This is a genomic window from Microbacterium sp. Root322, assembly GCF_001425645.1.
Taxonomy (GTDB): Bacteria; Actinomycetota; Actinomycetes; order Actinomycetales; family Microbacteriaceae; genus Microbacterium; species Microbacterium maritypicum.
The window spans coordinates 780,462-805,057 of record NZ_LMCS01000003.1; the positions used below are offsets into that span (position 1 = coordinate 780,462).

Genomic DNA, 24,596 nt, shown 5'->3' on the forward strand with positions numbered 1-24,596 from the left:
AGACAGTGGGGTCAGTTCTTGCCGAAGGTCGGGTTGTGGGAGTGGGCCGCGAGCGTGATGTGCACGCTCTGCTGGTCGGTGTAGAAGTCGATCGAGCGGTAGCCGCCCTCGTGACCGAGGCCCGAGGCCTTCACGCCGCCGAACGGGGTGCGCAGGTCCCGCACGTTGTTGCTGTTCAGCCACACCATGCCGGCCTCGACCGACTGCGCGAAGTTGTGCGCGCGCTTGAGGTCGTTCGTCCAGATGTAGGCGGCGAGCCCGTACTTGGTGTTGTTCGCGAGCGACAGCGCCTCCTCGTCGGAGTCGAAGGGCGTGATCGCCACGACGGGGCCGAAGATCTCTTCCTGGAAGATACGGGCGTCGGGGGAGACGTCGGCGAACACGGTCGGTGCGACGAAGTTGCCCTCCTCGAAGCCCTCGGGGCGACCGCCACCGGCGACCAGGCGGCCCTCGGTCTTGCCGATCTCGACGTAGCTCATGACCTTGTCGTAGTGCTCGGGGTGCACGAGCGCGCCGACCTCGGTGGCGGGGTCGTGGGGGTAGCCGACCTTGACCCGCTTCGCCTGCGCGGCGTAGCGCTCGACGAACTCCTCGTAGATCGAGCGCTCGACCAGGATGCGGGAGCCGGCGGTGCAGCGCTCGCCGTTGAGGGAGAAGACGCCGAAGATCGTGGCGTCGACCGCGGCCTCGAGGTCGGCGTCGGCGAAGACCACGGCGGGCGACTTGCCACCGAGCTCCATCGACAGGCCCTTGAGGAACGGGGCGGCATTGCCGAAGATGATCTGTCCGGTGCGGCTCTCGCCCGTGAACGAGATGAGCGGCACATCGGGGTGCTTCACGAGCGCGTCGCCCGCGTCTTCGCCGAGACCGTTCACGAGGTTGAAGACGCCCTTGGGCAGCCCCGCCTCCTCGAAGATGCCGGCCCACAGGGATGCCGACAGCGGCGTGAACTCGGCCGGCTTGAGCACGACCGTGTTGCCGGTCGCGAGTGCGGGCCCGAGCTTCCACGACTCGAGCATGAACGGCGTGTTCCACGGCGTGATGAGGCCGGCGACACCGATCGGCTTGCGGTTGACGTAGTTCATCTGCTTGCCCGGCACCTTGAAGGCGTCGTCGGACTGCGCGACGATCAGGTCGGCGAAGAACCGGAAGTTCTCGGCGGCGCGGCGGGCCTGTCCCAGCGCCTGCGTGATCGGCAGGCCGGAGTCGTACGACTCGAGCTCGGCCAGGCGTGCATCGCGGGACTCGACGATGTCGGCGATCCGGTGCAGCACGCGCGAGCGCTCGCGGGGGAGCATCCGCGGCCAGGGGCCCTCGTTGAACGCGCGCGTGGCTGCCGCGACGGCGAGTTCGATGTCGGCCTTCTTGCCGGCGGCGGCGGTCGTGTAGGTCTGGTTGGTGACCGGATCCAGCACGTCGAACGTGTCGCCGTCGACGGAATCGACGAACGCGCCGTCGATGTAGTGCTGGATGTGGTCGGGGAGGTCGGCGGGGATGCGCGAATCGGTCATGAGATTTCTCCGGTCGTCTGGGCGGAACGGGTGTGCAGTGCGTCGAGGAACGCGTCCATCGTGCGCCAGCGGTGGTTGCGGGCGGCGAGTTCGATCTCGAGCGGGTCGGCGCCCGCGCGGATGAGGTCGAGGATCTCGGTGTGCTCCTCGACCGAGTGCTGGGCGCGTCCGGGGATCGACGCGAAGGTCGTGTCGCGGATGGCGGAGAGCCGCGACCAGCCGCGGTGCACGAGGTCGAGCAGGTGAGGGTTGGGGCACGGCTCGAACAGCACCGAGTGGAACTGGCGGTTGAGCTCGGTGAAGGCATGGGCGTCGAGATGATCGAGCATCTGCGCCATCCGCTCGTTGATGCGGGCGGCCTCCTCGAGAGCGTCCTCGTCGAGCAGGGGAGCCGAGAGCGCGGTGGCGCAACCCTCTACCAGGCCGAGCGTCTGCATGGTGTGCGCGTACTCGCTCTCGTCGACGAGGGTCACCCGCGCTCCGACGTTGCGCTCGAACGTCACGAGTCCCTCGGCTTCGAGGCGGCGGATCGCCTCGCGCACCGGGACGACGCTCATCTTCAGGTCCTCGGCGATGGAACCCAGCACCAGCCGGTAGCCGGGGCTGAACATGTGCCCCGTGATCCGCGAGCGGAGCCACTCGTACGCGACCTCGGACTTGCTGGCCGTCGTCGTGGTCATCGCGTGCTCCGGTGGGCCGTGGCCTCCTCGTAGCGGGCGCGCCACTCGGCGTTCAGGGGGAACAGGCCGTCGACGGGGTGACCTGCGGCGACCTGCTCGGCGATCCAGGCGTCTTCGACCTCCTGCGCGACGGCGCTGGCGGCGACCTCGGCGGCCAGGGCCGGCGGGATCACGATCACCCCGTCGCTGTCGCCGACGATGATGTCTCCGGGCTGCACGGTCGCGCCGCCGCAGGAGATCGTGACATCCACGTCCCACGGCACGTGCTTGCGGCCGAGCACGGAGGGGTGCGCACCCTGCGAGAACACGGGGAGTCCGATCTCGGCGACCGCGTCGAAGTCGCGGACGCCGCCGTCGGTGACGACCCCGGCGGCGCCGCGGACCTTCGCGCGCAGGGCGAGGATGTCGCCGAGGGTGCCGGTCGTGGCATCGCCTCGGGCCTCGATGACGATGATCTCGCCGTCTTCCACGGCATCGAACGCGCGCTTCTGCGCGTTGTAGCCGCCGCCGTGCGCGGCGAAGAGGTCTTCGCGGAAGGGCACGAAGCGCAGCGTCTTGGCGGTGCCGACGATCTTGCTGCCGGTGATGTTCGCCGACACCCCGTCGATGAAGCAGGAGTGGTGTCCGCGCTTGCGGAGCTGGGCCGAGAGACCGGCCGTCGGGGCGGCGAGGAGCTGGGCGCGCAGTTCGGGGGAGAGGGCAGGAGCCTTCTCGACGGGAGGCAGGCCCGCCTCTTCGCGAGAGCCCCAGGCCTCGGTGCGCTGCAGGTCGTCGACGGCGGGGAGCGATCCGATCTCGCCGTCGAAAGGGGTCTCGCCCTGCGTCACGGTGGTGACGAGGCGTCCGGACGTGGGGGCGCCGGGGGCATCCGGGGCGTCCACCTCGATCTCGACGACGTCGCCGGGGACGATGACCGATGAGCCCGCGGGGGTTCCGGTGAGGATCACGTCACCCGGTTCGAGGGTGAAGTGCTGGGAGAGGTCGGCGACGAGCTGCGCGAGCGGGAAGATGAGCCCGGCGGTGGTGTCGTCCTGGCGGAGCTCGCCGTTCACCCAGGCGCGCACCCGGAGGGCCGCAGGGTCGACGGTGCGGGCATCGATCAGGTCGGGACCGAGCGGCGTGTAGCCGTCGCCGCCCTTGGAGCGGACGTTGGAGCCCTTGTCGTTCGCGCGCAGGTCGTACAGTCCGAGGTCGTTCGAGGCGGTGACCCACCCCACGTGCGCCCAGGCCTCGTCGAGCGAGACGCGGCGCGCGGCCGTGCCGATCACGAGGGCGATCTCCCCTTCGAAGGCGAGCAGCTCCGTGCCGGCCGGTCGCTCGACCGTGCCTCCGGAGGCGCCGACGGAACTGGCCGGCTTGAAGAAGTACGAGGGCGAGGCGGGCCGTCTGCCGCGCTGATCGGCGCGTGAGGCATAGCTCAGATGGATCGCGATGATCTTGCCGGGGCGGTCGATTGTGTCCGTCACGGGGCGCCTCCTCGCGCTCGTCTGCGTTGTCGTGCGGGACGCCTTGTGCGTCGTATTCGAAATCATATATCATCGGTTCACCCCTCGGCAAGCACTTCGGATCCATTCCGCTGCACGCCGTGACAATGCGGTCACAACCAAAGGAGACACCCCATGAGCGGGCAGTCACAGGCTGGGTTCACGCCCACCGGAACCATCGCGACGGCGGCCGATCGACGCCGCGTCGTGTTCGCCACCGTCGTCGGCACCACGGTCGAGTGGTACGACTTCTTCATCTACGCCACGGCCGTCGGCCTCGTCTTCGGACAACTCTTCTTCGCCCCGCTCGGCGAGAACAGCGCCCTGATCGGCTTCGCCACGGTCGGCGTCAGCTTCCTGTTCCGCCCCCTCGGCGCGTTCCTCGCCGGGCACTACGGCGACAAGCTCGGGCGCAAGACCGTGCTGATGTGGACGCTGATCCTGATGGGCGCCGCGACCGCGCTCATCGGTCTGCTGCCCACGTACGAGACGATCGGCATCATGGCGCCGATCCTGCTGGTGCTGCTGCGCATCGTCCAGGGCATCTCGGCGGGCGGTGAATGGGGCGGTGCGGTGCTGATGGCCGTCGAGCACGCTCCGCGCCGCAAGCGCGGCATCTTCGGGGCGTCTCCGCAGATCGGCGTGCCCCTCGGTCTGCTGCTCGCCTCCGGTGTGATGGCGCTGATGACGGTGATCGCCCCCGGCGACCAGTTCCTCGCCTGGGGCTGGCGTGTGCCGTTCCTGCTCAGCGTCGTGCTGATCCTCGTCGGCTACTACGTGCGCCGCAAGGTCGAGGAGAGCCCCGTCTTCACCGAGCTCTCGGCCCGCAAGGAGAAGGCGCGGATGCCGATCGCTCAGCTGTTCCGCAAGCACCTGCTGCTCGTGATCATCGCCGCATTCGTCTTCGCCGGCAACAACGCCGTGGGCTACATGACCACCGGCGGGTACATCCAGGGCTACGCCACGAACCCGGAGGGGCCGATCGGCCTGGAGCGGGGCCCGGTCCTCTGGGCCGTCGCCGGATCCGCGGTCACCTGGCTGCTCACGACGCTCCTCGCCGGCTGGCTGTCCGACCGCATCGGCCGTCGCACGACGTACGTCATCGGTTGGGTGCTGCAGCTGGTCGGTGTCTTCACGCTCTTCCCGCTCGTCAACACGGGCGAGATCGGTCTGCTGTTCGCCGGGCTCGCGATCCTCACGATCGGTCTCGGCTTCACGTACGGACCGCAGGCGGCGCTGTACGCCGAGCTGTTCCCGGCGAGCATCCGCTTCTCCGGCGTCTCGATCTCGTACGCCATCGGCGCGATCGCCGGTGGGGCCTTCGCGCCGACCATCGCCACGGCCATCGTGAGCGCCACCGGGTCGACCCAGGCTGTCACCTGGTACCTCGCGGGCATGACCGTGCTCGGTCTCATTGCCACGCTGCTCTTGCGCGACCGCTCGGGCATCCCGCTCGGACCGGATCACGAGGAGGAGCAGTCCGTCAGCCCGATCTACGGACTCGCGAAGGCCTGATTCTCCGGAGTCACCCGAACGCGTGAGCACGTCCCCCTCTGGGTGGGCGTGCTCACGCGTTGTCGCGGCGGTCAGCCGTCGAGGGATTCGCGGATGACGGATGCCGAGCGCTGCAGCCGCCCGGCGATCTCGGCGTCGTCCAGGTCGGTGGCCACGTGCACGACCGCGATCGCGGCGGGGCGCTGGCCGCGCAGGGCGAGGGGGACGGCGACGGACTGCACGGTGGGGATGACCTCATCGTGGCTCGTCGCATATCCGCGGCTCCGGGTCGCCTCCACATCGGCCGGCAGTGACGACGGCACCGCTTCGGGCCACTCGTGCTCGGGGAGTTGCGCGAGGATCGCCTTGCCGGGAGCTCCGACCGTCACCGGGTGGCGGGCGCCGGGGCGCTGGGCGACGCTCGCGACGGCGTGGCGGGGCTCGACGCTCGCCAGCGTGATGCACTCCTCGCCGTCGAGCACGGCGAGGAAGCAGGTCATCCCCAGCTCGTTGGCGATCGCGGTGAGCTCGGGGAGGGCCTCGGCCTGCAGATCGTGGGCGACTCCGGCCGCGAGTGCCGCCATGCGCGCGCCGAGGCTCACGGCGCCGGCCGCGTCTCGGGAGACGAGCCCGTGGTCTTCGAGGGTGCGCAGCAGGCGATAGGCGATCGAGCGGTGAACGCCCAGGCGCGAGGCGATCTCGTCGATCGTGAGGGGGCCGCGTGCGTCGGCCAGCACCTCGAGGATGCGGATGCCGCGGCTGAGGGTCTGCGAGGCGGGGGAGGCGGCGGTGTTCTCGGGCATGCGGGCGCTCCCTTGCGATCGCGGACGGCGAGGTTTAGGCTGTGTTCAATAGTAGAACTCTGTGTTCGAATATAGAACACGGCGGTTCAGGATGCAAGACCCGACAGGCAACACCCGACGAAGAAGTCCGGAAGGAATCGACGACGATGCAGTTCCACCACCACGGCTACGTCTCCGCTGACCCGCGCGTGCAGGACGCCGCCGGTATCGGCACCGCGCGCTCCGCCGACCTTCCCGACCAGATCGACGTGCTCATCGTCGGATCGGGGCCGGCGGGAATGCTCCTCGCCGCCCAGATGGCGCAGTACCCCGGCATTTCCACGCGCATCATCGAGAAGCGCGACGGCCGCCTCCCGCTCGGCCAGGCCGATGGCATCCAGCCGCGCAGTGTCGAGACGTTCCAGGCGTTCGGGTTCGCCGAGCGGATCATCGCCGAGGCCTACAACATCGGCTGGATGAACTTCTGGGGGCCGAACCCCGACAAGCGCGACGAGATCGTCCGCACCTCCCGCACGTCCGACTACGCCTACGACATCTGCGAGTTCCCGCACCTGATCGTCAACCAGGCGCGAGTGCTGGACTACTTCGCCGAGGCCGCGGCGAACGGCCCCGGACGGATCGTGCCCGACTACGGGGTCGAGTTCACCGGTCTCACGGTCCACGACACGGGGGAGTACCCCGTGGAGGTGGGGATCCGCTACGTCGCCGGCGAGCGGGCAGGAGAGGCGAGGATCATCCGCGCCAAGTTCGTCGTGGGGTGCGACGGTGCCCGCAGCGGTGTGCGCCAGGCCATCGGGCGCACGCACGTGGGCGCCTCGGCCGCGCACGCCTGGGGCGTCATGGACGTGCTGGTCAACACCGACTTCCCGGACTGGCGCACCAAGTGCGCCATCAACTCTGAGGCGGGCAACATCCTGCACATCCCGCGCGAGGGCGGCTACCTCTCGCGCATGTACATCGACCTCGGCGAGGTCGCGGACGACGACGATCACCGGGTGCGGCAGACGCCCATCGAGGAGATCATCCGTCGCGCCAACGAGATCCTGCACCCGTACACGCTCGACGTGCGCGAGGTCGCCTGGCACAGCGTGTACGAGGTCGGACACCGCGTCACCGACGGCTTCGACGACGTGATCGACGGGTCGGGGCGGACGCCGCGCGTGTTCCTCACCGGAGACGCCTGCCACACGCACAGCGCCAAGGCGGGCCAGGGCATGAACGTGTCCATGCAGGACGGCTTCAACCTCGGTTGGAAGCTCGGCTCGGTGCTCACCGGACGCGCGTCCGAAGACCTGCTGGCCACGTACGGCGCCGAACGGCGGCCCGTGGCGCAGCAGTTGATCGACTTCGACCGCGAGTGGTCGAGCCTGATGGCCCGAAAGCCCGAGGAGATCTCCGACCCCAACGAGCTGGCCACCTACTACCTTGCGACGGCCGAGTTCCCGTCCGGATTCATGACGCAGTACACCTCGTCGATGATCACCGGGTCCGACACGCACCAGTCCCTCGCCCCGGGATATCCGCTGGGCAAGCGTTTCAAGTCGGCTGAGGTCGTGCGGGTCGGCGACGGCAACGTGGTGCACCTCGGACACCACGCGAAGGCCGACGGACGCTGGCGCGTCTACGCCTTCGGCGACCGCACCGGCGACGCGCTCGCCGCGTGGGCCGAGAAGGCCGAGCCCCTGTTCGCGCGCTTCACCCCGGCGGACGCCGATGTCGATGCGGTCTTCGATGTGAAGGCCGTCTACCAGCAGCCGTTCGAAGAGATCGAGGTCACCTCGGCGCCCGCGCTGTTCCAGCCGAAGACCGGCCCCCTCGGACTCACCGACTGGGAGAAGGTCTACGCCGCAGGCCCCAGCAAGTGGACCGAGACCGACATCTTCGCCGCGCGCGAGCTCTCCCGCGACGGCGTCGTGATCGTGGTGCGCCCCGACCAGTACGTGGCGGCGATCCTTCCGCTCGACGACACGACCGAGCTGGCCGCGTTCCTCGAGGGGGCGCTGCTGCCTGCACGCTGATCCGTCCTCGACATGACACGTGTCATGTCGAGGAGATGACACTGCCCTCCGGTCTCCTCGCCCTCGGCGGAGGAGGCTGGAGGCATGAACAACACCTCCGTGGACGGGTCGGTGACGCGGGCCACCGCTCGACCGGTATCCGCCGCCCCGATCGATGACCCCGTGGTGCTCGAACTGAGCGCCGTGAAACGACACTTCGGCACCGGCGACCGCCGCGTGCAGGCCGTCGACGGGGTGGACCTGTCGATCCGGCGCGGGGAGGTCGTCGCACTGCTGGGACCCAACGGCGCGGGCAAGACCACCACGCTCGACATGCTGCTGGGGCTCACGCAACCCAGCAGCGGCACCGTGCGGGTGCTCGGCGTCGCACCGGAGCGCGCCACCTCGAGCGGAGCGATCGGGGCGGTGCTGCAGACCGGCGGGCTCCTGGGCGACCTGACCGTCGGCGAGACCGTGCGCCTCATCGCCTCTCTTCACGGTGCGCAGGCTCTCGGCAGAGTGGACGAGGTGCTCGCCAGAGCCGACCTGGAGCACCTCGCCCGCCGCCGGGTGTCGAAGTGCTCCGGCGGGGAGCAGCAGCGCGTGAAGTTCGCGCTCGCGATGGTCTCCGACCCCGACATCCTGGTGCTCGACGAGCCCACCGCGGGCATGGATGTCACGGCACGCCGCCATTTCTGGGACGTCATGCGTGCGGATGCGGATGCCGGACGCACGATCATCTTCGCCACCCACTATCTCGAGGAGGCGGAGCAGTTCGCGCGCCGAACCGTGGTGATGCACCGGGGGACCGTGGTCGCGGACGCCCCCACGGCGCTGCTGCGGGCCAGTCTCGGCGAGCGGACCGTCTCGGCGACGGTCGACGAGGGCGCGGCGACCCTCGTCGCGACCTTGAGCGCGACCGACGGCGTCGTCGCCGTGCGACTCGACGGAGATCGTCTCAGCCTGCGCGCCGCGGATTCCGATGCCGCCGCCCGCATCCTGCTCGAAGGCGGCGCCCACGACCTGGAGATCGCCGCCCCCACCCTGGAAACCGCCTTCACTGCTCTGACGGAGAACTGACATGCTCGTCTCACCCACCATGCTGCGTATCGAAGGCGTCCGCCAGCTGCGCAACCCCTACACGCTCGCGTTCACCCTGGCGATGCCGGTCGCGATGTACCTGCTGTTCGGCGCCGGGATGGGGTACGGCTCGCTCTCCGCCGGCCACGGGAACGTCTCGTTCTACGTGATGACCTCGATGGCCGCCTACGGCACGGCGGTCGCGATGAGCTCGCTCACATCGCTCGCCGCGACCGAGGCGAAGCAGGGCTGGGGGCGCCAACTCGCCATGACCCCGCTGACCACCGCCGGATACGCGCTGACGAAGCTGCTCACCGCCGTGACCTTCGCGGCGCTGGCGCTGGTGGCGGTGTTCGCCGCCGGGATGATGACCGGTGCGCAGGTGGAAGACGGCTGGCGCTGGGTCGCGACGGCGGGCATCATCCTCGGGATCGGCCTCATGTACGGACTGTTCGGGCTCGGCGTCGGGCTGTTCTTCAGTTCGGACTCGGCAGCGGCTCTCGCCTCGATCTCGATGACGTTCTTCGCGTTCTTCGGCAACGTGTTCATGCCGCTCGACGGCGTGATGCTCGACATCGCCCGATTCACGCCTCTGTACGGCTTCGTCGCCCTGAGTCGCTGGCCGCTCACCGACGGGGTGCTCACGACAGGACAGACCGACCCGCTGTGGATGCTGTTCCTCAACGTCGTCGTCTGGCTCGCGCTGTTCGCCCTGCTGGTCATGATGGGCATGAAGCGCTCCAGGGCGCGGCAGTAGCGGTGCGCGACGACAGTAGGTTGGACGGATGACGCCACACGCGAAGCGCGAGACGAACAGCGCCACGGGGAAAGACCCGTGGGCGCGGTTCGGGTGGCTGATGGCCGTGATCTGGCTCGTCTTCCTGGTGTATCCGGTGATCGCGCTCCTGCGATCCGAAGCGCCGCCGGCCTGGGTGATCGTGGGCTGGGTCGCCCTGGTCGCGTTCATCGTGCTGTACGTCACCGGCTTCATGCACGGCATGCGCGGTGGCGGGGGACTCGGACGTACGCCGTCGACACGGCAGTGGATCACGTTCGCAGCGCTCATCCTGTGCGCACTGCTCTCGGTACCGGCGGAGGGCGGATCGGCGCTCAGCTTCCTGCCGTTCGTGATGTCCTTCGCCTCGTACGGTCTGACGCGTGCGTGGCATTGGATCACGACCATCGCGGCGGTCGTGGTCACGGCGCTGTGCGTGTTCCTGCTTCCCGGGGGGATGAGCTACCTGTCGATCCTCGCGATCGTGGCGCTTCTCGGAGTGGTCAACACGGTGTCGACCTGGCTCATCCTGCGCTCTGCGGAAGCGGAGCGGCTCGGCCTCGAGCTGGCGACGAGCGAGGGGCGCGAGGCCGTGGCCCGTGATGTGCACGATCTGATCGGTCACTCCCTGACGGTCGTCGGTCTCAAGGCGCAACTGGTGCGGCGGCTGATGGACTCCGATCCGGAGCGCGCCAAGGCCGAGCTCGCCGACATCGAGCGGCTCACGGCGGAGGCTATCGCCGGGGTCCGCTCGACGGTGGCGGGAGCGCGGGTGACCACGCTCGTCGAACAGCTCGCGTCTTCTCGGGACTCGTTCCGTGCGGCCGACATCGAGATGCAGGTCGAGGGGGAGCCGAGCGCCCTGTCGCCGGTGCAGGCGATCACCGCGAGCTGGATTCTCCGCGAGGCGACGACCAACACCCTCAGGCATGCGCGCGCGCAGACGGTGCGGGTGCTGCTGCTGCCGGGGCGGCTGGTGGTGGAGGACGACGGGGTGGGCATCGGTGCGGCCGAAGGCAACGGCATCCGCGGCATGCGCGAGCGCGCAGCGGCGGCGGGCGCGGCGTTCGCGCTCGGCGCGACGGAAGACGCGGGCACGCGCGTGCAGGTGACGTGGTGAGCGTCTCGGCCGGTGACACCATCCGGTTGCTGATCGCCGACGACCAGGCGCTCGTGCGCGGCGCGCTGGGGGCGCTGCTCGAACTCGAGCCCGACCTCACCGTGGTCGGCATGGCCGCGGACGGAGCGGAGGCCGTGCGACTCGCGGAAGAGCTTCGTCCTGATGTGTGTCTGATGGACATCCAGATGCCGGGGATGGACGGGGTGGAGGCGACGCGACGCATCAGGCAGGCGAGCGCGGGGACGCGCGTGCTCGTGGTGACGACGTTCGCGCGCCCCGGCTACCTGCGCTCCGCCTTGGATGCCGGAGCGAGCGGTTTCATCGTGAAGGACACCCCTGCCGAGGAGCTCGCCGAAGCCGTGCGGCGCGTGCGGTCGGGACTGCGGGTGCTGGATCCGGTGCTCGCCGCCGACAGTCTGTTCGACGGCGCGAACCCGTTGAGCGACCGGGAACGGGAGGTGCTGCGTCTCGCCGCGGACGGGCGCTCCGCCGCCGCGATCGCCTCCGAGGTGTTCCTGTCGGCGGGAACCGTGAGAAACCACCTCTCGGCGGCGATCGGGAAGACAGGGGCGGCGAACCGGGCGCAGGCCGTGCGGATCGCTCAGGACAAGGGATGGATCTGACGCCGCTTCGGTGTGGCGGCACATCGGTGGCCGCGCGTACGGTGGACGCCGACGGGCGACGACGCCCGACAGGAGGAGTGCGTGATGGACTGGAAGATCGAGCTCATCTTCGTGCCGGTCACCGATGTGGACCGCTCGAAGCAGTTCTACGAGAAGATCGGCTTCACCGCCGACTGGGATCAGACGCCGACCGAGGGACTGCGCTTCGTGCAGATGACACCACCGGGCTCGGCGTGCTCGATCGCGTTCGGCACGGGGCTGGGCATCGACCTCGAACCGGGCATGCAGAACACGATCCAGGTCGTGGTGCCGGGTGCCGACGAGGCGCTGGCGCATCTGCAGGGCCTCGGCGTGGAGGCACGCGGCGTGCAGGACCTCGACTGGGGGCGGTTCGTGTCCTTCGACGATCCGGACGGCAACTCCTGGACGCTGCAGGAGCTTCCTGACTACGGCGCCTAGACGACGACGTCCGCGACGATCTCGATCTTGAAGCCTGCGGCGTTCTCGAGCCAGCCGGCGTAGTGCCGGTCGCCACCGGCGTGCGGGTAGCGGTCCGTGTAGAGCGGGTGCCAGCCGTGGGCGGGCGCCTCGGCCATGATCGCATCGACCGCGTCGCGGGCACCGCCGTGGAACGCGAGGTGGTTGAGGCCGGCGCGTCGGCGATCGTGTGCGGCGTGTGACAGGTTCGGCGACGTCGTGAGGGTGAGGTAGGCGTCGCCGGCCATCCAGGACTCCCCGCCGGGCCACTCGCCGTCGAGCGTGAAGCCGAGCCGGCCCAGCACCCAGCGCCACTGCGCGCGCACCTCATCGAGGTCGGCGATCCACAGTTCGACGTGATGGAGACCCGGCATCGTCCGAGTCTGCCAGGTGAAGGGCCGGCGACGGATGCGTCAGGAGTTCACGCGGATGATCTCCTGCTGGTACGGAGCGATGACATCGCCCGAGATGCGCAGGTCGAGCAGCAGGAAGCGTCGCGTCGCCGCGTCCTCCTCGGCCCAGCTCGCGAGGCGGTCGAGGTCGGAGAGCGTGCGCACGACGACGCCCTCGGCTCCCACGGCCGCGCCGAACGCGGCGAAGTCGACCTCGGGGATACGCATCGGGCCCTCCGCCAGCCCCTTGAGGCCGTAGAGGTTCACCTCGGCTCCGTAGGCCGCGTCGTTCCAGACCACGGCCATGCCGCGGCCGCCGGCAGCGCGCACGGCGGACTCCAGATCGGCGATCGCCATGAGTCCGCCGCCGTCACCGGAGGTGAGCACCACGGTCGACTCGCGCCGTGCCAGGGCCGCGCCCACGACGCTCGGCCATCCCTGTCCGATCGACTGGAATGCCGTGCCGACCATCATCATGCGGTCGGGAGCCGCAACCGGCCAGTACATGTTCGCCCACCCGATGAAGTGGCCGCCGTCGGAGACCACCACGCGGTCTTCCGGCAGCAGCTCGGCGATGCGTCGGGCGGCCGAGCGCGGGTCGAGCCGTCCGTCGGGAGCGAGGTCGTCGCCGGCGTCGTACGTGCGCGCGGCGGCGACGTCGACCGTCTCACGCCAGGGGTGCGCCGACCCGGCTGTACCGATCCGGGCCACGAGCTCCTCTGCGGCGAGCCGGGCGTCGGCACGCACGAAGCCTCCGACGTGCGCGTGCGTCGCGGCCGGTGCCGTGTCGATCTGGAAGACGCGGGTGCCCGGCGCGAACAGCTCACCGAAACGCATCGTGAACTGGTTCAGTGCGGCGCCGAACACGACGGCGACATCGGCGGAGCGCACGAGCTCCATCGCGCCGTCGGCACCGAAGCCGCCGGTCACGCCGAGGTCGTACCGCGTGTCGGGGAAGACCCCGCGGCCGAGCGCCGAGGAAGCCGTGAGCGCGCCGGTCGCTGCGGCCAGCTCTCCCAGTGCGGAGCTCGCTCCGGACAACCATGCTCCGCGACCGGCCAGCAGGAAAGGCCGCTCGGCGCCGGCCAGAGCGGCGGCGATCTCGTCGAGCATCGCGTCGGCGAATTCACCGCGCGGGGCGAGAGGTGCGGGGATGCGCGGCGACGGCGCCTCCGGCACCTCGCCGGCCTCGAGAGCTGCGACGTCATACGGGATCGCGAGGACGACCGGTACCCGGTAGGTGAGGGCGTGCTCGATCGCGATGACGGTGGTGGCGGCGGCATCGGCCCGCCCGACGGTATAGGTGCGGGCGCCCACGGCGGAGGCGAGAGCGATCTGGTCGACATCCCAGGGGCGGGGACCGGAGGTGGGTTCGTCACCGACCACGAGCACGAGCGGCACGTGCGCCTGCACGGCCTCTGCGAGCGCGGTCAGGGTGTTCGTGAAACCGGCGCCGTACGTCGAGGTGCCCGCGGCGATGCGACCGGATGCGCGGAAGTGGGCGTCGGCGGCGACCACGGCGCCCTGCTCGTGGCGCACAGCGGTGAACACGGCATCCGTCTGCGTCTCGATCGCGTCGAGGAAATAGGCGTTGCCGTTGCCCATCACGCCGAAGACGGCGTCGATGTGCTGAGCGAGGGTGAGGGCGACGTGCGCGGAGACGGTGGGCATGCGAAAGCCTTTCGAGACAGGGACGGAGGAACTGCGGGATCCGTATGTGTCTCGCCTCCGCGTCTTCGCGAAGTGCTTCGTGCCTCTTTTTCAGGCACCGGCCGGGCCGGACCCGCTCAGTCTACCGGCGGGGGAGCAGCGCAGGATGCGGGAGAATGCAGGAATGACTGATGCAGAGATCGAGCGCGAGACACTCACCTGGGACGGCTTCGGGGCGGCGACGCGCGATCTCGCGCGCGACATCCTCGACAGCGGTTTCCTGCCGGAGGTCGTCGTCGCGATCGCGCGTGGCGGTCTGCTCCCCGCCGGAGCGATCGCGTACGGACTCGGCGCCAAGAACTGCGGGGCTATCAACGTCGAGTTCTACACCGGGATCGGCACTGTGCTCGACGCCCCAGAGGTTCTGCCTCCCGAGCTCGACATGGCCTATCTCGACGGCCGCCGGGTGCTGCTCGTCGACGATGTCGCCGACTCGGGTCGCACACTCGCGCTCGCCGTGCAGCTGCTGAAGGACAAGGGCGCCGACGTGCGCTCGGTCACGATCTACACCAAGCCCTCCACGATCATCCAGCCCGACTTCGCGTGGAAGGACACCGATCTGTGGATCGACTTCCCGTGGTCCTTCCGCGGGACGGTCCGCGAAGAGGACCAGGGCCTCGCGCCGTCAGCGTGAGGCCGGCGGGTCAGCCGCGCAGCAGGGAACGCAGTGTCTGGATCGTGTCGGCCTCGGACGGCGACTTGTCCTGCCGGTAGCCCTTCACCCGGGCGAATCGCAGGGCGACGCCCCCGGGATATCGCGGTGAGCGCTGCACGCCGTCGACCGCGACCTCCACGACGAGTTCGGGGCGCAGGAACACGGTGGACGCCGTGCGGTGCGACTCATGCTCGGGGAACTCGGCGGTCTGCCACCGCAGGAGCTCGTCGGTGAGGCCCTTGAAGGTCTTTCCGACCATGACGTAGCCGTCGGCGTCGCCGAATTCTCCCGAGGGATCACGGGCGCCCAGGTGGAGGTTCGAGAGCCAGCCGCGGCGGCGGCCGGAGCCCCACTCCGCCCCGAGCACGACCAGGTCGAAGGTCAGCACCGGTTTGACCTTCACCCAGGACTTGCCGCGCCGACCGGCGGCGTACGGCGCATCCACGGCCTTGATCACGACGCCTTCGTGTCCGGCGGCGAGAGCATCGCGCGACAGCTGCTCGGCGGCATCCGCATCGTCGGTGACGATGCCCGGCATCCGCCAGTCGCCGACCACGCGTTCGAGCTCGGCCAGTCGGACGGAGAGCGGTTCGTCGATCAGGTCGCGCCCGTCGACGTGCAGCACGTCGAAGAACCACGGTCGCAGCACGAGCTCGCGCGACACATCGGCACCGAACCGCGACATGGTCTCCTGGAACGGGCGCGGCCCACCGTCTTCGTCGAGCGACAGCGTCTCGCCGTCGAGGATGACGTCGTGCGCCGGGAGAGCGCGCACGATCTCGACGATCTCGGGCACGCGGTGCGTGATGTCGGCCAGGCTCCGCGTGTAGACGCCGACCTCGTCGCCGTGGCGATGCACCTGGATGCGGGCGCCGTCGAGCTTGTACTCGACAGAGGCCCGGCCGGTGGCCTCCAGCGCGGCAGAGGGCGTCGCAGCCGTCGCGGCCAGCATGGGCAGAACCGGGCGCCCGACCCGCAGGCCCACCGCCTCGAGGTCGCCTTCGTCTCCGGTGAGTGCGATGCGGGCGGTCTCGCCGAGGTCGCCCGAGAGCATGGCCGCGCGCCGGACGATGGCCGCAGGGTGGTCGGCGGCCCGCGCGATGGCATCGAGGAGCACGCCCGAGAGGGCGCCGGTGCGCAGCTCGCCGAGCATCGCGCGGGCGAGGAAGTCCCACTCCTCGGCCGTGGCGTGAGAGGCGAGGTCGCCGAGGATCCCGCTGCGCACCGACGCGGAGCCGGTGCCCGATGTCGTCGCCAGCGCGTCCAACGCCTGGTCGACCTCGCCGACGGTCAGGGTCGGGCTGTCGGCGTGGGCGATGTCGAGGGCGGAGATGCCACGCCACCCGACCCCCAGCCTGCCCTGGCGGGGCGCCGCGAGCAGTAAGCCCATGATTGCGGGGATCTCGGTCGGATCTGCGCGCGAGAGCAGTTCGGCGAGGGCATCGATCTTCGCGAGCCTCGACGAGGTGGCCCCGACCCGGTCGGCGGCGGAGACGAGCTCTGTGAGCATCATGGGGGAATTCTCGCACCGGTGTCGGACATTCGTGTCGCGCCGGTGCCGGTGCCGGCGCGCTCAGCGCCCGCGGAAGACGGGCGTGCGCTTCTCCTGGAAGGCCGCGAACCCTTCGCGGTAGTCATCGGTGTCGCACAGTGCGGCCTGTGCGGCGTTCTCGATGCCGACCGCGTCCCACAGCGCGAGCCGCTCGTCGCGGATGCGGGCGATGAGCTCCTTGCTCGCGAGGAACGCCGCCGTCGCGCCGCGGGCAGCGGTGGCTGCGGCATCGGTCGTCGCCTGCACGACCTCGTCATCGGGGAAGACGCGCGAGAACAGGCCGGAGGCCACGGCCTCGGCGCCGCTCATGAGGCGCCCCGTGTAGATCAGGTCGAGTGTCTTGTGCGCCCCCAGCCGGTCGAGGAACAGGGCGTGTCCACCTGAGTCGAGGGTCGCGCCGAGTGCGGCGAACGGGGACCCGATCTTGGCCGATTCCGCGACGTACACGACGTCCGTCGCGATGAGCAGCCCGAGTCCGACCCCGAGGCAGGCGCCGTGCGCGACGGCGAACGTCGGTGCGGGGAAGCGCGCCATGCGCTGCAGCAGCGGGGTGACGAGGCCGCCGAGATAGCCGAGCACGTCGTCGTCCCGAGGATCGACCCCCGAGATGTCCCGCCCGGCGCAGAACGCGCGCCCCTCGCCGCGGAGCATGAGCGCGCGCACACCGGCGTTCTCCGCGGCCTCGTAGGCGGCATCCAGATCCGCCAGGGCCTTCTCGTCGAGCGCGTTCAGCTTCGACGGCGCGTTCAGGACGATCGTCGCGACGTCGTCGGCGATGGCGAGGTCGATCATGGGGCCTCCGGGTCAGACGTCGTAGTCCACGACCACGCGGTCGCTGGTCGGATGGGACTGGCAGGTGAGCACGAATCCGCGCTCGAGCTCGTCGGGCTCCAGGGCGTAGTTCTCGGTCATGGTCACGCTGCCCTCGATCACACGGGCACGGCAGGTGCCGCAGACACCGCCCGCACACGCGAACGGCGCATCGGGCCGCACGCGCAGTGCCGCGTTGAGCACCGACTCGTGCGCGTCGACCGGGCTCTCCACGGTCGAGGAGACGCCGTCGAGCGTGACCTCGATGCGCACGGTCTTCTCGCCGGCGCGCACCTGCACGGGTCGGGCCGCGCGAGCCGGTTCGTCGCCGGTGGTGAACAGTTCGAAGCGGATGTGCGAACGCTCGACCCCGACGTCGGCCAGCACCTCGCGGCAGAGGTCGACCAGGGCGAGCGGTCCGCACAGGAACCACTCGTCGACGCTCGACGGCGGGATCAGCGTGCCGAGGATCGTGCGCAGCTTCTCCTCGTCGATCCGCCCGGAGAGCACCGGAGCCGCCCGCTGCTCGCGGGAGAGCACATGGTGCAGCACGAGTCGGGTCGGGTAGCGGTCCTTGAGATCGGCGAGGTCTTCGAGGAACATCACGTCGAGCGTGGCCCTGTTCGTGTACAGCAGTGTGAACCGCGACGTCTCGGACCGCGTCAGCACCGTGTGGGCGAGCGCCATCAGCGGCGTGATGCCGGAGCCGGCGGCGATGCCCACCACGTGGCGGTCGTCGAGGTCGTCGAGGGCCGAGGTGAACGTGCCCTGCGGGCTCATCACGTCGATCTCGAATCCGGCGTGCAGGCCGGTCTGCGCCCAGGTCGAGAAGAGTCCGCCTTCGTCGCGCTTCACGGCGACGCTCAACCGGGTGTCCTGTCCGTCGTCGCGGTGCTCCGGCGCACGGCACAGCGAGTAGGAGCGCCGCACCTCGACGCCGTCGAGGGTGGTGCGCAGCGCGACGTACTGGCCGGGAAGATGGTCGTACTCGTCGGCGAGTGCGGCGGGCACGGTGAATGTCACCTCGACCGCGTCGTCGGTGAGTGGGCGTACGTCTTCGACGGTGAGGGTGTGGAAGCGGGCGCGCGTGCGCGGAGCGGCCGCGCGCGGCGTCGTCGCACGCGGGAGGGAAGCCGGCGCGGAGGTGAAGAGCGACATGTCAGTGCACCTTGAAGTGATCGAAGGGCTCGAGGCAGGCGCGGCACTCGAACAGCGCCTTGCACGAGGTCGAGCCGAAGTGGGAGACCTCGCGGGTGTCGAGCGACCCGCAACGAGGGCAGCGCACGCTCAGCGAGAGGCGGATGGGGCCGGTCGAGACGGCAGCCCGGCCGGAGGGCGGCGCGATGCCGTAGGCCGCGAGCTTGGTCTTGCCTGCCTCCGTCATCCAGTCCGTGGTCCAGGCGGGGGAGAGGACAAGGCGCACCTCGACCTCGTCGAAGCCGGCGGCGGTGAGGGCGAGGATCACGTCGTCGCGGATCGTGTCCGTCGCGGGACAACCGCTGTAGGTCGGGGTGATGTCGACGTGGACGCTGGTGCCGTCGACCTCGACCGCACGGAGAACGCCGAGGTCCTCGATCGTGAGGACGGGCACCTCGGGGTCGGGGACGGAGGCGGCGATCCGCCAGGCGGCCTGCGTCGGGGTGAGGGTCACCATGTCGCCCCCGGATGCCGTCGGGCGAGCACCTGCATCTCGGCCAGGATGTGCCCGAGCGGCGTCGCGTGCGCGCCGTCGCGCCCACCCGCCGACGAGGACATCACGGCGGGAACCGACACGTCCGCCTCGGCGAACACGGTGTCGACCACGCGGTCGAACGCGGGGCGCAGGCTCGAGGGTCGCACTGCCGCATCTCCGAGCCGGACGATCAGGTCGTCGTCGCGGAACAGCTCGTCGACGTACGGCCAGACGTCACCGATCGCCCGGATGATGCGGGTGCGGGACTCCTCGGTGCCGCCGGCGAGTCGCAGCATCCACTGCACGGCGTGATCGCGGTGGTAGTCGACCTCCTTGAGCGACTTTTCGGCGATCGCGGCGAAGGTCTCGTCGCTGCTGGCGCGCAGGGTCGAGTACAGCTCGAACATGTAGGTGGCCACCACGAACTGCCGCGCGATGGTCTGGGCGAAGTCGCCGTTGGGCTGCTGCACGATCCAGGCGCAGCGGAACTCGGGCTCGTCGCGGAAGAAGGCGAGATCGTCTTCGCTGCGGCCGTCGTACGAGCCGGCATAGTGCAGGAAGGAGCGTGCGTGGCCGAGCAGGTCGAGCGCGATGTTGCCCAGGGCCACGTCCTCCTCCAGCTCGGGGGCGCGCGAGATCCAGGCGCCCAGCTGCTGGGACAGGATGAGCGCGTCATCGCCGAGGCGCAGTGCATACTCGGCGATGTCGGCCGACGCGGCGACCGCACCGGTGCCGGAGAGCTCCTGCGAGAGGCTGATCTCGTCGACGGAGACGTCGCCGTGGATGTCGCCGTGGACGTCGGTGCCCTCGTGCGCGGTGGTCGGGTGCGGTGCGCTCACAGGTGCGGTACTCCCTCGGAGGCCGTGTAGTACACGGCGTGGCGGTAGTTCTTGCCGGCGGGGCTCTCGAAGTACGCGCCCTTGGCATCCGGGTCGCTCGTGGTGATCGCGTCTGCCGGCGCGACCCAGATCGAGACGCCCTCGCCGCGGCGCGTGTAGAGGTCGCGGGCATTGCGGATCGCCATCTCGGCGTCCGGCGCGTGCAGCGAGCCGACGTGCACGTGGCTGAGGCCCCGGTTCGCGCGCACGAAGACCTCCCACAGGGGCCAGGGTTCGCGCTCGTCTGCTCCCGGCGTCGCCATCACGCCACCGCCTTCGTCTTGAGGGACTGCTTGCGCGCGTACTCGGCCGCGGCCTCGCGCACCCAGGCGCCCTCTTCGTGCGCGGTGCGGCGCCGTTCGAGACGCTCGGCATTGCACGGTCCGTTGCCGCGCACCACCTCGAAGAACTCGTCCCAGTCGATCTCGCCGATCACGTACTGGCCCGTCTCCTCGTCGAAGCGCAGGTCGGGGTCGGGCAGGGTCACGCCGAGGATCTCGGCCTGGGGCACGAGCATTCCGACGAACCGCTGACGCAGCTCGTCGTTCGAGAACCGCTTGATCTTCCACTTCATCGACTGCGCCGAGTTGGGGGACTGGTCATCGGGTGGCCCGAACATCGCGAGACTCGGCCAGTACCAGCGGTTCACGGCGTCCTGGGCCATCGCGCGCTGCTCCTCGCTGCCCTGCATGAGGGTCAGCAGGATCTCGAAGCCCTGGCGCTGGTGGAACGACTCCTCTTTGCAGACCCGCACCATGGCCCGCCCGTACGGGCCGTACGACGCCCGGCACAGCGGCACCTGGTTGCAGATCGCGGCACCGTCGACGAGCCAGCCGATCGCGCCCATGTCCGCCCAGGTCGGGGTGGGGTAGTTGAAGATCGATGAGTACTTCGCCTTGCCGCTGATGAGCTGATCCATCATCTCGTCACGCGTGGTGCCCAGGGTCTGCGCTGCGGAGTAGAGATAGAGGCCGTGGCCGGCCTCGTCCTGCACCTTCGCCATCAGGATCGCCTTGCGCTTGAGGCTCGGCGCGCGCGTGATCCAGTTCCCCTCCGGCTGCATGCCGATGATCTCGGAGTGCGCGTGCTGGGAGATCTGCCGGACCAGCGTCTTGCGATACGCCTCCGGCATCCAGTCGCGCGGCTCGATGCGCTGCTCGTTGGCGATGAGTTCGTCGAAGAGACGTTCCTCATCGGAGATCTCGCCCACCAGGGACAGGTCTGCGGCACTGGTCATCGTCGACTCCTCGGCATCCGGTCAACTTTACTGACCGATCGTTAGGTAATTCTGACACAGAGGACGGTCGGATTCAAGGCGCGACTCTCACTGCGAGCGGGAGATCAGCTCCAGGAGGGCTCGCCCGTAGGCCTCGGAGGGGTCTGGATGCTCGAATGCGAGCGCATCTCCGCCGATCTCGATGTCGACCCGGAAGGTGTCGTCGAGGCGCACCAGTGCGCGGAAGGTGCCCCGGAGCAGGTCGCGCAGCTGATCCTCCCTCGGCAGCCACACCGCATCCGCGAGCGTCACCGCGTCGAGAGCCCACTCGGTGGTCCCGTTGAACGCCAGGTCGGTGCCGCTCGGAGTCTGTCGGGCCTCGATCGTCATCTCGCTGACGGTGAAGACCTCGGCCTCCGCCTCGAGTTCCACATCGTCCGGCAGGTCGAGCTGGAACCGATCGCCCTCCGCGGGGCGCCAGACGAGTCCGCGGTCTCGCAGGGCGACGGCGAGCTCACGTGTGATCATGTCCTCACGCTAGACGAACGGACGCGCCCAGGGGCCGGCGAACCTGGGGATGCCGCCACCGGGGTGTCGGCGGGGTGGGGCAGAGTGGGAACATGACCTCCGCAGCCTCTACCGACACCCGCGAGGCCGCCCGCGCGGCGCTGCGCGAGCTCGTCGGCCGCTCAGACGCCGACTTCCACGACGGCCAGTACGAGGCGATCGAGGCGCTCGTCGAAGGGCGCCGCCGCGCGCTGGTGGTGCAGCGCACCGGCTGGGGCAAGTCGGCGGTCTATTTCGTCGCGACGCTGCTGCTGCGGCGTCAGGGTGCGGGGCCGACCGTGCTCGTGTCGCCGCTGCTGGCGCTCATGCGCGATCAGATCGCGGCCGCCGAGCGTGCAGGGGTGCGTGCGGTCGCGATCAACTCCACCAATGCGCATGAGTGGACCGACGTGCTCGGGCAGCTCGACCGCGACGAGGTCGACGTCCTGCTGGTCTCGCCGGAGAGGCTCAACAACCCGGCCTTCCGTGAGCAGCAGCTGCCGGCGCTCGTTCGCCGCATCGGGATGCTCGTCGTCGACGAGGCGCACTGCATCAGCGACTGGGGCCACGATTTCCGCCCCGACTACCGGCGGCTGCGCGACCTGATCGCGCAGATGCCCGCCGATGTGCCGGTGCTCGCGACCACCGCGACGGCGAACAGCCGGGTCGTGGCGGATGTGGCGGAGCAGCTCGGCAGCCTCCAGGCGGGTGGCGATCTGCGCGGCGATTCCGGAGCCGAGCCGGTGCTCACGATCCGCGGACCGCTCGCTCGCACCTCGCTGCGCCTCGGCGTGCTGCGCCTGCGCGATTCGGCGAGCCGCCTCGCGTGGCTGCTGAGCCACCTCGACGACCTTCCCGGTTCCGGCATCATCTACACGCTGACCGTCGCGGCTGCCGTCGACACCGCCCGCCTGCTGCGCGATCACGGGCACGACGTGCGGGCCTACACCGGGCAGACCGATACCGAGGAGCGCGCCGAGTCCGAGGGCATGCTCAAGCGCAACGAGGTCAAGGCTCTGGTCGCCACGAGCGCGCTGGGCATGGGCTTCGACAAACCCGATCTGGGATTCGTGCTGCACCTCGGAGCGCCGTCGTCTCCCGTGGCGTACTACCAGCAGGTGGGTCGTGCCGGCCGTGCCAGCGAGAGCGCCGACGTGCTGCTGCTGCCGGGCGTCGAAGACCGCGACATCTGGCACTACTTCGCGACGGCCTCGATGCCGGATCGGGAACGCGCGGAGCGGGTGATCGGCGCGCTCGGCGATGCGCCGATCTCGACGCCGGCGCTCGAGGCGATGGTCGACATCCGCCGCACGCCGCTGGAGCTGCTGCTGAAGGTGCTCGACGTCGACGGTGCGGTCCGGCGCGTGCAGGGGGGATGGGTCGCGACCGGTGAGCCGTGGACCTACGACGCTGAACGCTACGAGCGCATCGCCGCCGAGCGCCTCGCCGAGCAGCAGCACATGATCGAGTACGAGCAGACCGACGGATGCCGCATGGAGTTCCTGCAGCGGTCGCTCGACGACGACACGGCGGCGCCCTGCGGGAGGTGCGACAACTGCGCGGGCGGGTGGTTCCCGCGCGAGATCGGCGAGTCCGCGAGCACGCAGGCGGCGGAGTCGCTCGACCGCGTCGGCATCCCGATCGAGCCTCGGCGCGCATGGCCGACCGGTGCCGATCGGCTCGAGGTGCCGGTCAAGGGACGCATCCCCGCCGACGAGCAGGCGGGGGAGGGGCGGGCGCTCGCGCGTCTCACCGATCTGGGCTGGGGAGGGGCACTACGCGAGATCTTCGCCGCCGGTGCGCCCGACGCCGCGGTGACGCCCCAGCTGCTCCAGGCCTGCATCCGGGTTCTCGCCGGATGGGAGTGGGAGGAGCGACCCGTCGCCGTCGTCGCCATGCCCTCGCGTTCGCATCCGCTGCTGGTCGATGCGCTCGCCCGAGGGCTCGCCGACGTCGGCCGCCTGCCGTATCTCGGCGCGCTCGACCCTGTCGCGGGTGGGCCCACCGGAGGGCCGGGCGGGAACAGCGTCTTCCGCCTCGCCGGGCTCTGGGACCGCTTCAGCGCTCAGCACCTCGACGTGCCCTCTGGTCCTGTGCTGCTCGTCGACGATCTGGTCGACAGCCGGTGGACGATGACGGTCGCTGCCCGTGTGCTCCGTCAGGCCGGGGCGACCCAGGTGCTGCCGTTCGCCCTGGCGCTGCGCGGTTGAGCGCGATCCACCTCGCCGGGTCGAGGCGAGAGGCTCTCAGTCATCGGCCGGGGCGACGCGCGGCGGCCACGTGGTGGCGCCGAGCTCGCGCGAGATGTTGCGGGCCGTCTCGCGCAGGGCGTTGAGGATCGCATCCGAGGCGGGCGTCTGCGAGGTCGGCAGCACCACGGCGACGGCGGCGACGATGGCGTTCGAGGCATCGGCGACGGGGGCTGCGATCGACGACTCGCCGAGCACCGCTTCGTCGAACTCCCCGGCCATGCCGCGTTCGGCGATGGCCGGCAGCTCCAGGGTGAGGCGGGCGAGGTCGGTCACCGTGTCGCCGGTGAGGCTGCGCAGCGGCTGTTCGAAGACGCTCTGCTGGAATCCCTGGTCGTAGGCGAGGAGCACCTTGCCCATCGCCGAGGCGTGGGCGGGGATGGCGACCCCGGTCTCGAGCATCTGCTGACTGTCATCCGGGCGCAGATTGTGGTGGATCACGAGCACGTCGGTGAAGTGCGGGGCGCCCAGGCGCACCGAGAGGTCGGTGCGCCGTGCGAGCTCCTGCGTCCATCGCATCGCCCGCGCTCGCACGTCGAGGGTGTCGAGATAGACGTTGCTCAGGCGCAGCAGGGTCGGACCGAGCATGTAGCGCTGACCACCCCGCTCCTTCGCGACGAGTCCGTGCGAGCGCAGCGACTTCACGATCCCGTGCACGGTCGACGGCGGCAGGCTGAGGGCCGCGGCGAGGTCGGTGATGCCGAGGTGGCGTGCTCCCTGGAGCAGTTCGAGGACCTTCGCCGCGCGATCGATCGCCTGGATCACGGGAGGCCTCCTTCCGGTGCGTCGTCGAGCCGGTGCAGATGGAGCCGGGCTTCACGAATGATCTTGACAACCCGGCAGGCTCCGAGCATATTCGACATTAACGAATT

Annotated in this window: 24 protein-coding genes; 9 read left to right on the forward strand and 15 right to left on the reverse strand. The window is 70.0% G+C overall.

Going from position 1 to position 24,596, the window contains the following annotated elements; genetic code table 11:
• Positions 1-11: 11 nt before the first annotated feature.
• From hpaE to ASC55_RS16125, 3 genes are read right to left on the reverse strand one after another with little or no spacing between them, the layout of a single operon-like run.
• Positions 12-1,511: a 5-carboxymethyl-2-hydroxymuconate semialdehyde dehydrogenase gene (hpaE, locus tag ASC55_RS16115; protein ID WP_055877488.1), complete on the reverse strand. Its 1,500-nt coding sequence runs from the start codon at positions 1,509-1,511 to the stop codon at positions 12-14.
• Positions 1,508-2,191, reverse strand: coding sequence for a GntR family transcriptional regulator (locus ASC55_RS16120; protein ID WP_055877491.1), 684 nt, complete (start codon positions 2,189-2,191; stop codon positions 1,508-1,510). The genes hpaE and ASC55_RS16120 overlap by 4 nt, the downstream gene beginning before the upstream one ends.
• Positions 2,188-3,657 carry a fumarylacetoacetate hydrolase family protein gene (locus ASC55_RS16125; RefSeq protein WP_055877493.1) on the reverse strand — a complete coding sequence of 490 codons (1,470 nt, stop codon included), beginning with the start codon at positions 3,655-3,657 and terminating at the stop codon, positions 2,188-2,190. The genes ASC55_RS16120 and ASC55_RS16125 overlap by 4 nt, the downstream gene beginning before the upstream one ends.
• 153 nt (positions 3,658-3,810) lie before the next feature.
• Between ASC55_RS16125 and ASC55_RS16130 the strand changes: the two genes are divergently transcribed.
• Positions 3,811-5,190 (forward strand): MFS transporter, encoded by a 1,380-nt coding sequence (locus ASC55_RS16130; RefSeq protein WP_055877496.1) that lies wholly within the window; start codon positions 3,811-3,813, stop codon positions 5,188-5,190.
• 71 nt (positions 5,191-5,261) lie between these two features.
• Here ASC55_RS16130 and ASC55_RS16135 read toward each other — a convergent pair whose 3' ends face one another.
• A complete protein-coding gene (locus ASC55_RS16135) occupies positions 5,262-5,972 on the reverse strand; it encodes an IclR family transcriptional regulator (protein ID WP_055877499.1) in 711 nt (236 codons plus the stop codon).
• 146 nt (positions 5,973-6,118) lie between these two features.
• Here ASC55_RS16135 and ASC55_RS16140 point away from each other — a divergent pair, with 146 nt between their 5' ends.
• From ASC55_RS16140 to ASC55_RS16165, 6 genes are all read left to right on the forward strand, one after another.
• Positions 6,119-7,990 (forward strand): FAD-dependent monooxygenase, encoded by a 1,872-nt coding sequence (locus ASC55_RS16140; RefSeq protein ID WP_055877504.1) that lies wholly within the window; start codon positions 6,119-6,121, stop codon positions 7,988-7,990.
• Between the two features lie 84 nt (positions 7,991-8,074).
• Positions 8,075-9,049, forward strand: a complete 975-nt coding sequence (locus ASC55_RS16145) for an ABC transporter ATP-binding protein (RefSeq protein ID WP_082524387.1) — start codon at positions 8,075-8,077, stop codon at positions 9,047-9,049.
• 1 nt (position 9,050) lies between these two features.
• Complete coding sequence (locus ASC55_RS16150) at positions 9,051-9,806, forward strand: ABC transporter permease (protein ID WP_055877508.1); 756 nt, start codon at positions 9,051-9,053, stop codon at positions 9,804-9,806.
• Positions 9,807-9,834: 28 nt separating this feature from the next.
• Positions 9,835-10,944, forward strand: coding sequence for a sensor histidine kinase (locus ASC55_RS16155; protein ID WP_055877510.1), 1,110 nt, complete (start codon positions 9,835-9,837; stop codon positions 10,942-10,944).
• On the forward strand, positions 10,938-11,567 hold the full coding sequence (locus tag ASC55_RS16160) for a response regulator transcription factor (RefSeq protein WP_055870611.1): 630 nt from the start codon (positions 10,938-10,940) through the stop codon (positions 11,565-11,567). Before ASC55_RS16155 ends, ASC55_RS16160 begins: the two co-directional genes overlap by 7 nt.
• A gap of 84 nt (positions 11,568-11,651) precedes the next feature.
• Entirely contained in the window at positions 11,652-12,026 is a 375-nt protein-coding gene (locus ASC55_RS16165) for a VOC family protein (RefSeq protein ID WP_055877512.1), read from the forward strand.
• Here ASC55_RS16165 and ASC55_RS16170 read toward each other — a convergent pair.
• Together ASC55_RS16170 and ASC55_RS16175 are read right to left on the reverse strand one after the other, a co-directional pair.
• Entirely contained in the window at positions 12,023-12,418 is a 396-nt protein-coding gene (locus ASC55_RS16170; RefSeq protein WP_055870616.1) for a VOC family protein, read from the reverse strand. The two genes, ASC55_RS16165 and ASC55_RS16170, sit on opposite strands and share 4 nt — an antisense overlap.
• 39 nt (positions 12,419-12,457) lie before the next feature.
• On the reverse strand, positions 12,458-14,107 hold the full coding sequence (locus tag ASC55_RS16175) for a thiamine pyrophosphate-binding protein (RefSeq protein WP_055877514.1): 1,650 nt from the start codon (positions 14,105-14,107) through the stop codon (positions 12,458-12,460).
• 163 nt (positions 14,108-14,270) lie between these two features.
• Between ASC55_RS16175 and ASC55_RS16180 the strand changes: the two genes are divergently transcribed.
• Positions 14,271-14,780 (forward strand): phosphoribosyltransferase, encoded by a 510-nt coding sequence (locus ASC55_RS16180; protein ID WP_017828369.1) that lies wholly within the window; start codon positions 14,271-14,273, stop codon positions 14,778-14,780.
• 10 nt (positions 14,781-14,790) lie between these two features.
• On the opposite strand, the gene ASC55_RS16185 is transcribed toward ASC55_RS16180, so the two are convergent.
• From ASC55_RS16185 to ASC55_RS16220, 8 genes are all read right to left on the reverse strand, one after another.
• Positions 14,791-16,314 carry an ATP-dependent DNA ligase gene (locus tag ASC55_RS16185; protein ID WP_055877517.1) on the reverse strand — a complete coding sequence of 508 codons (1,524 nt, stop codon included), beginning with the start codon at positions 16,312-16,314 and terminating at the stop codon, positions 14,791-14,793.
• A gap of 60 nt (positions 16,315-16,374) precedes the next feature.
• Positions 16,375-17,145 carry an enoyl-CoA hydratase/isomerase family protein gene (locus ASC55_RS16190; RefSeq protein WP_055877518.1) on the reverse strand — a complete coding sequence of 257 codons (771 nt, stop codon included), beginning with the start codon at positions 17,143-17,145 and terminating at the stop codon, positions 16,375-16,377.
• 12 nt (positions 17,146-17,157) lie between these two features.
• Positions 17,158-18,321: a 1,2-phenylacetyl-CoA epoxidase subunit PaaE gene (gene paaE / locus ASC55_RS16195; protein ID WP_055877521.1), complete on the reverse strand. Its 1,164-nt coding sequence runs from the start codon at positions 18,319-18,321 to the stop codon at positions 17,158-17,160.
• Position 18,322: 1 nt separating this feature from the next.
• A complete protein-coding gene (gene paaD, locus ASC55_RS16200; protein ID WP_055877523.1) occupies positions 18,323-18,817 on the reverse strand; it encodes a 1,2-phenylacetyl-CoA epoxidase subunit PaaD in 495 nt (164 codons plus the stop codon).
• Positions 18,811-19,674, reverse strand: coding sequence for a 1,2-phenylacetyl-CoA epoxidase subunit PaaC (gene paaC / locus ASC55_RS16205; RefSeq protein ID WP_055877526.1), 864 nt, complete (start codon positions 19,672-19,674; stop codon positions 18,811-18,813). Before paaC ends, paaD begins: the two co-directional genes overlap by 7 nt.
• Complete coding sequence (gene paaB, locus ASC55_RS16210) at positions 19,671-19,976, reverse strand: 1,2-phenylacetyl-CoA epoxidase subunit PaaB (protein ID WP_017828375.1); 306 nt, start codon at positions 19,974-19,976, stop codon at positions 19,671-19,673. The genes paaC and paaB overlap by 4 nt, the downstream gene beginning before the upstream one ends.
• The gene (gene paaA, locus ASC55_RS16215; RefSeq protein ID WP_055877528.1) at positions 19,976-20,950 is read right to left on the reverse strand and encodes a 1,2-phenylacetyl-CoA epoxidase subunit PaaA; all 975 of its coding nucleotides are present in this window, start codon (positions 20,948-20,950) and stop codon (positions 19,976-19,978) included. The genes paaB and paaA overlap by 1 nt, the downstream gene beginning before the upstream one ends.
• An 87-nt stretch (positions 20,951-21,037) precedes the next feature.
• Positions 21,038-21,457, reverse strand: coding sequence for a hypothetical protein (locus ASC55_RS16220; protein WP_055877531.1), 420 nt, complete (start codon positions 21,455-21,457; stop codon positions 21,038-21,040).
• Between the two features lie 92 nt (positions 21,458-21,549).
• Here ASC55_RS16220 and ASC55_RS16225 point away from each other — a divergent pair, with 92 nt between their 5' ends.
• A complete protein-coding gene (locus ASC55_RS16225) occupies positions 21,550-23,685 on the forward strand; it encodes a RecQ family ATP-dependent DNA helicase (RefSeq protein WP_055877534.1) in 2,136 nt (711 codons plus the stop codon).
• A gap of 36 nt (positions 23,686-23,721) precedes the next feature.
• On the opposite strand, the gene ASC55_RS16230 is transcribed toward ASC55_RS16225, so the two are convergent.
• Entirely contained in the window at positions 23,722-24,489 is a 768-nt protein-coding gene (locus tag ASC55_RS16230) for an IclR family transcriptional regulator (RefSeq protein ID WP_017828379.1), read from the reverse strand.
• Between the last annotated feature and the right edge of the window lie 107 nt (positions 24,490-24,596).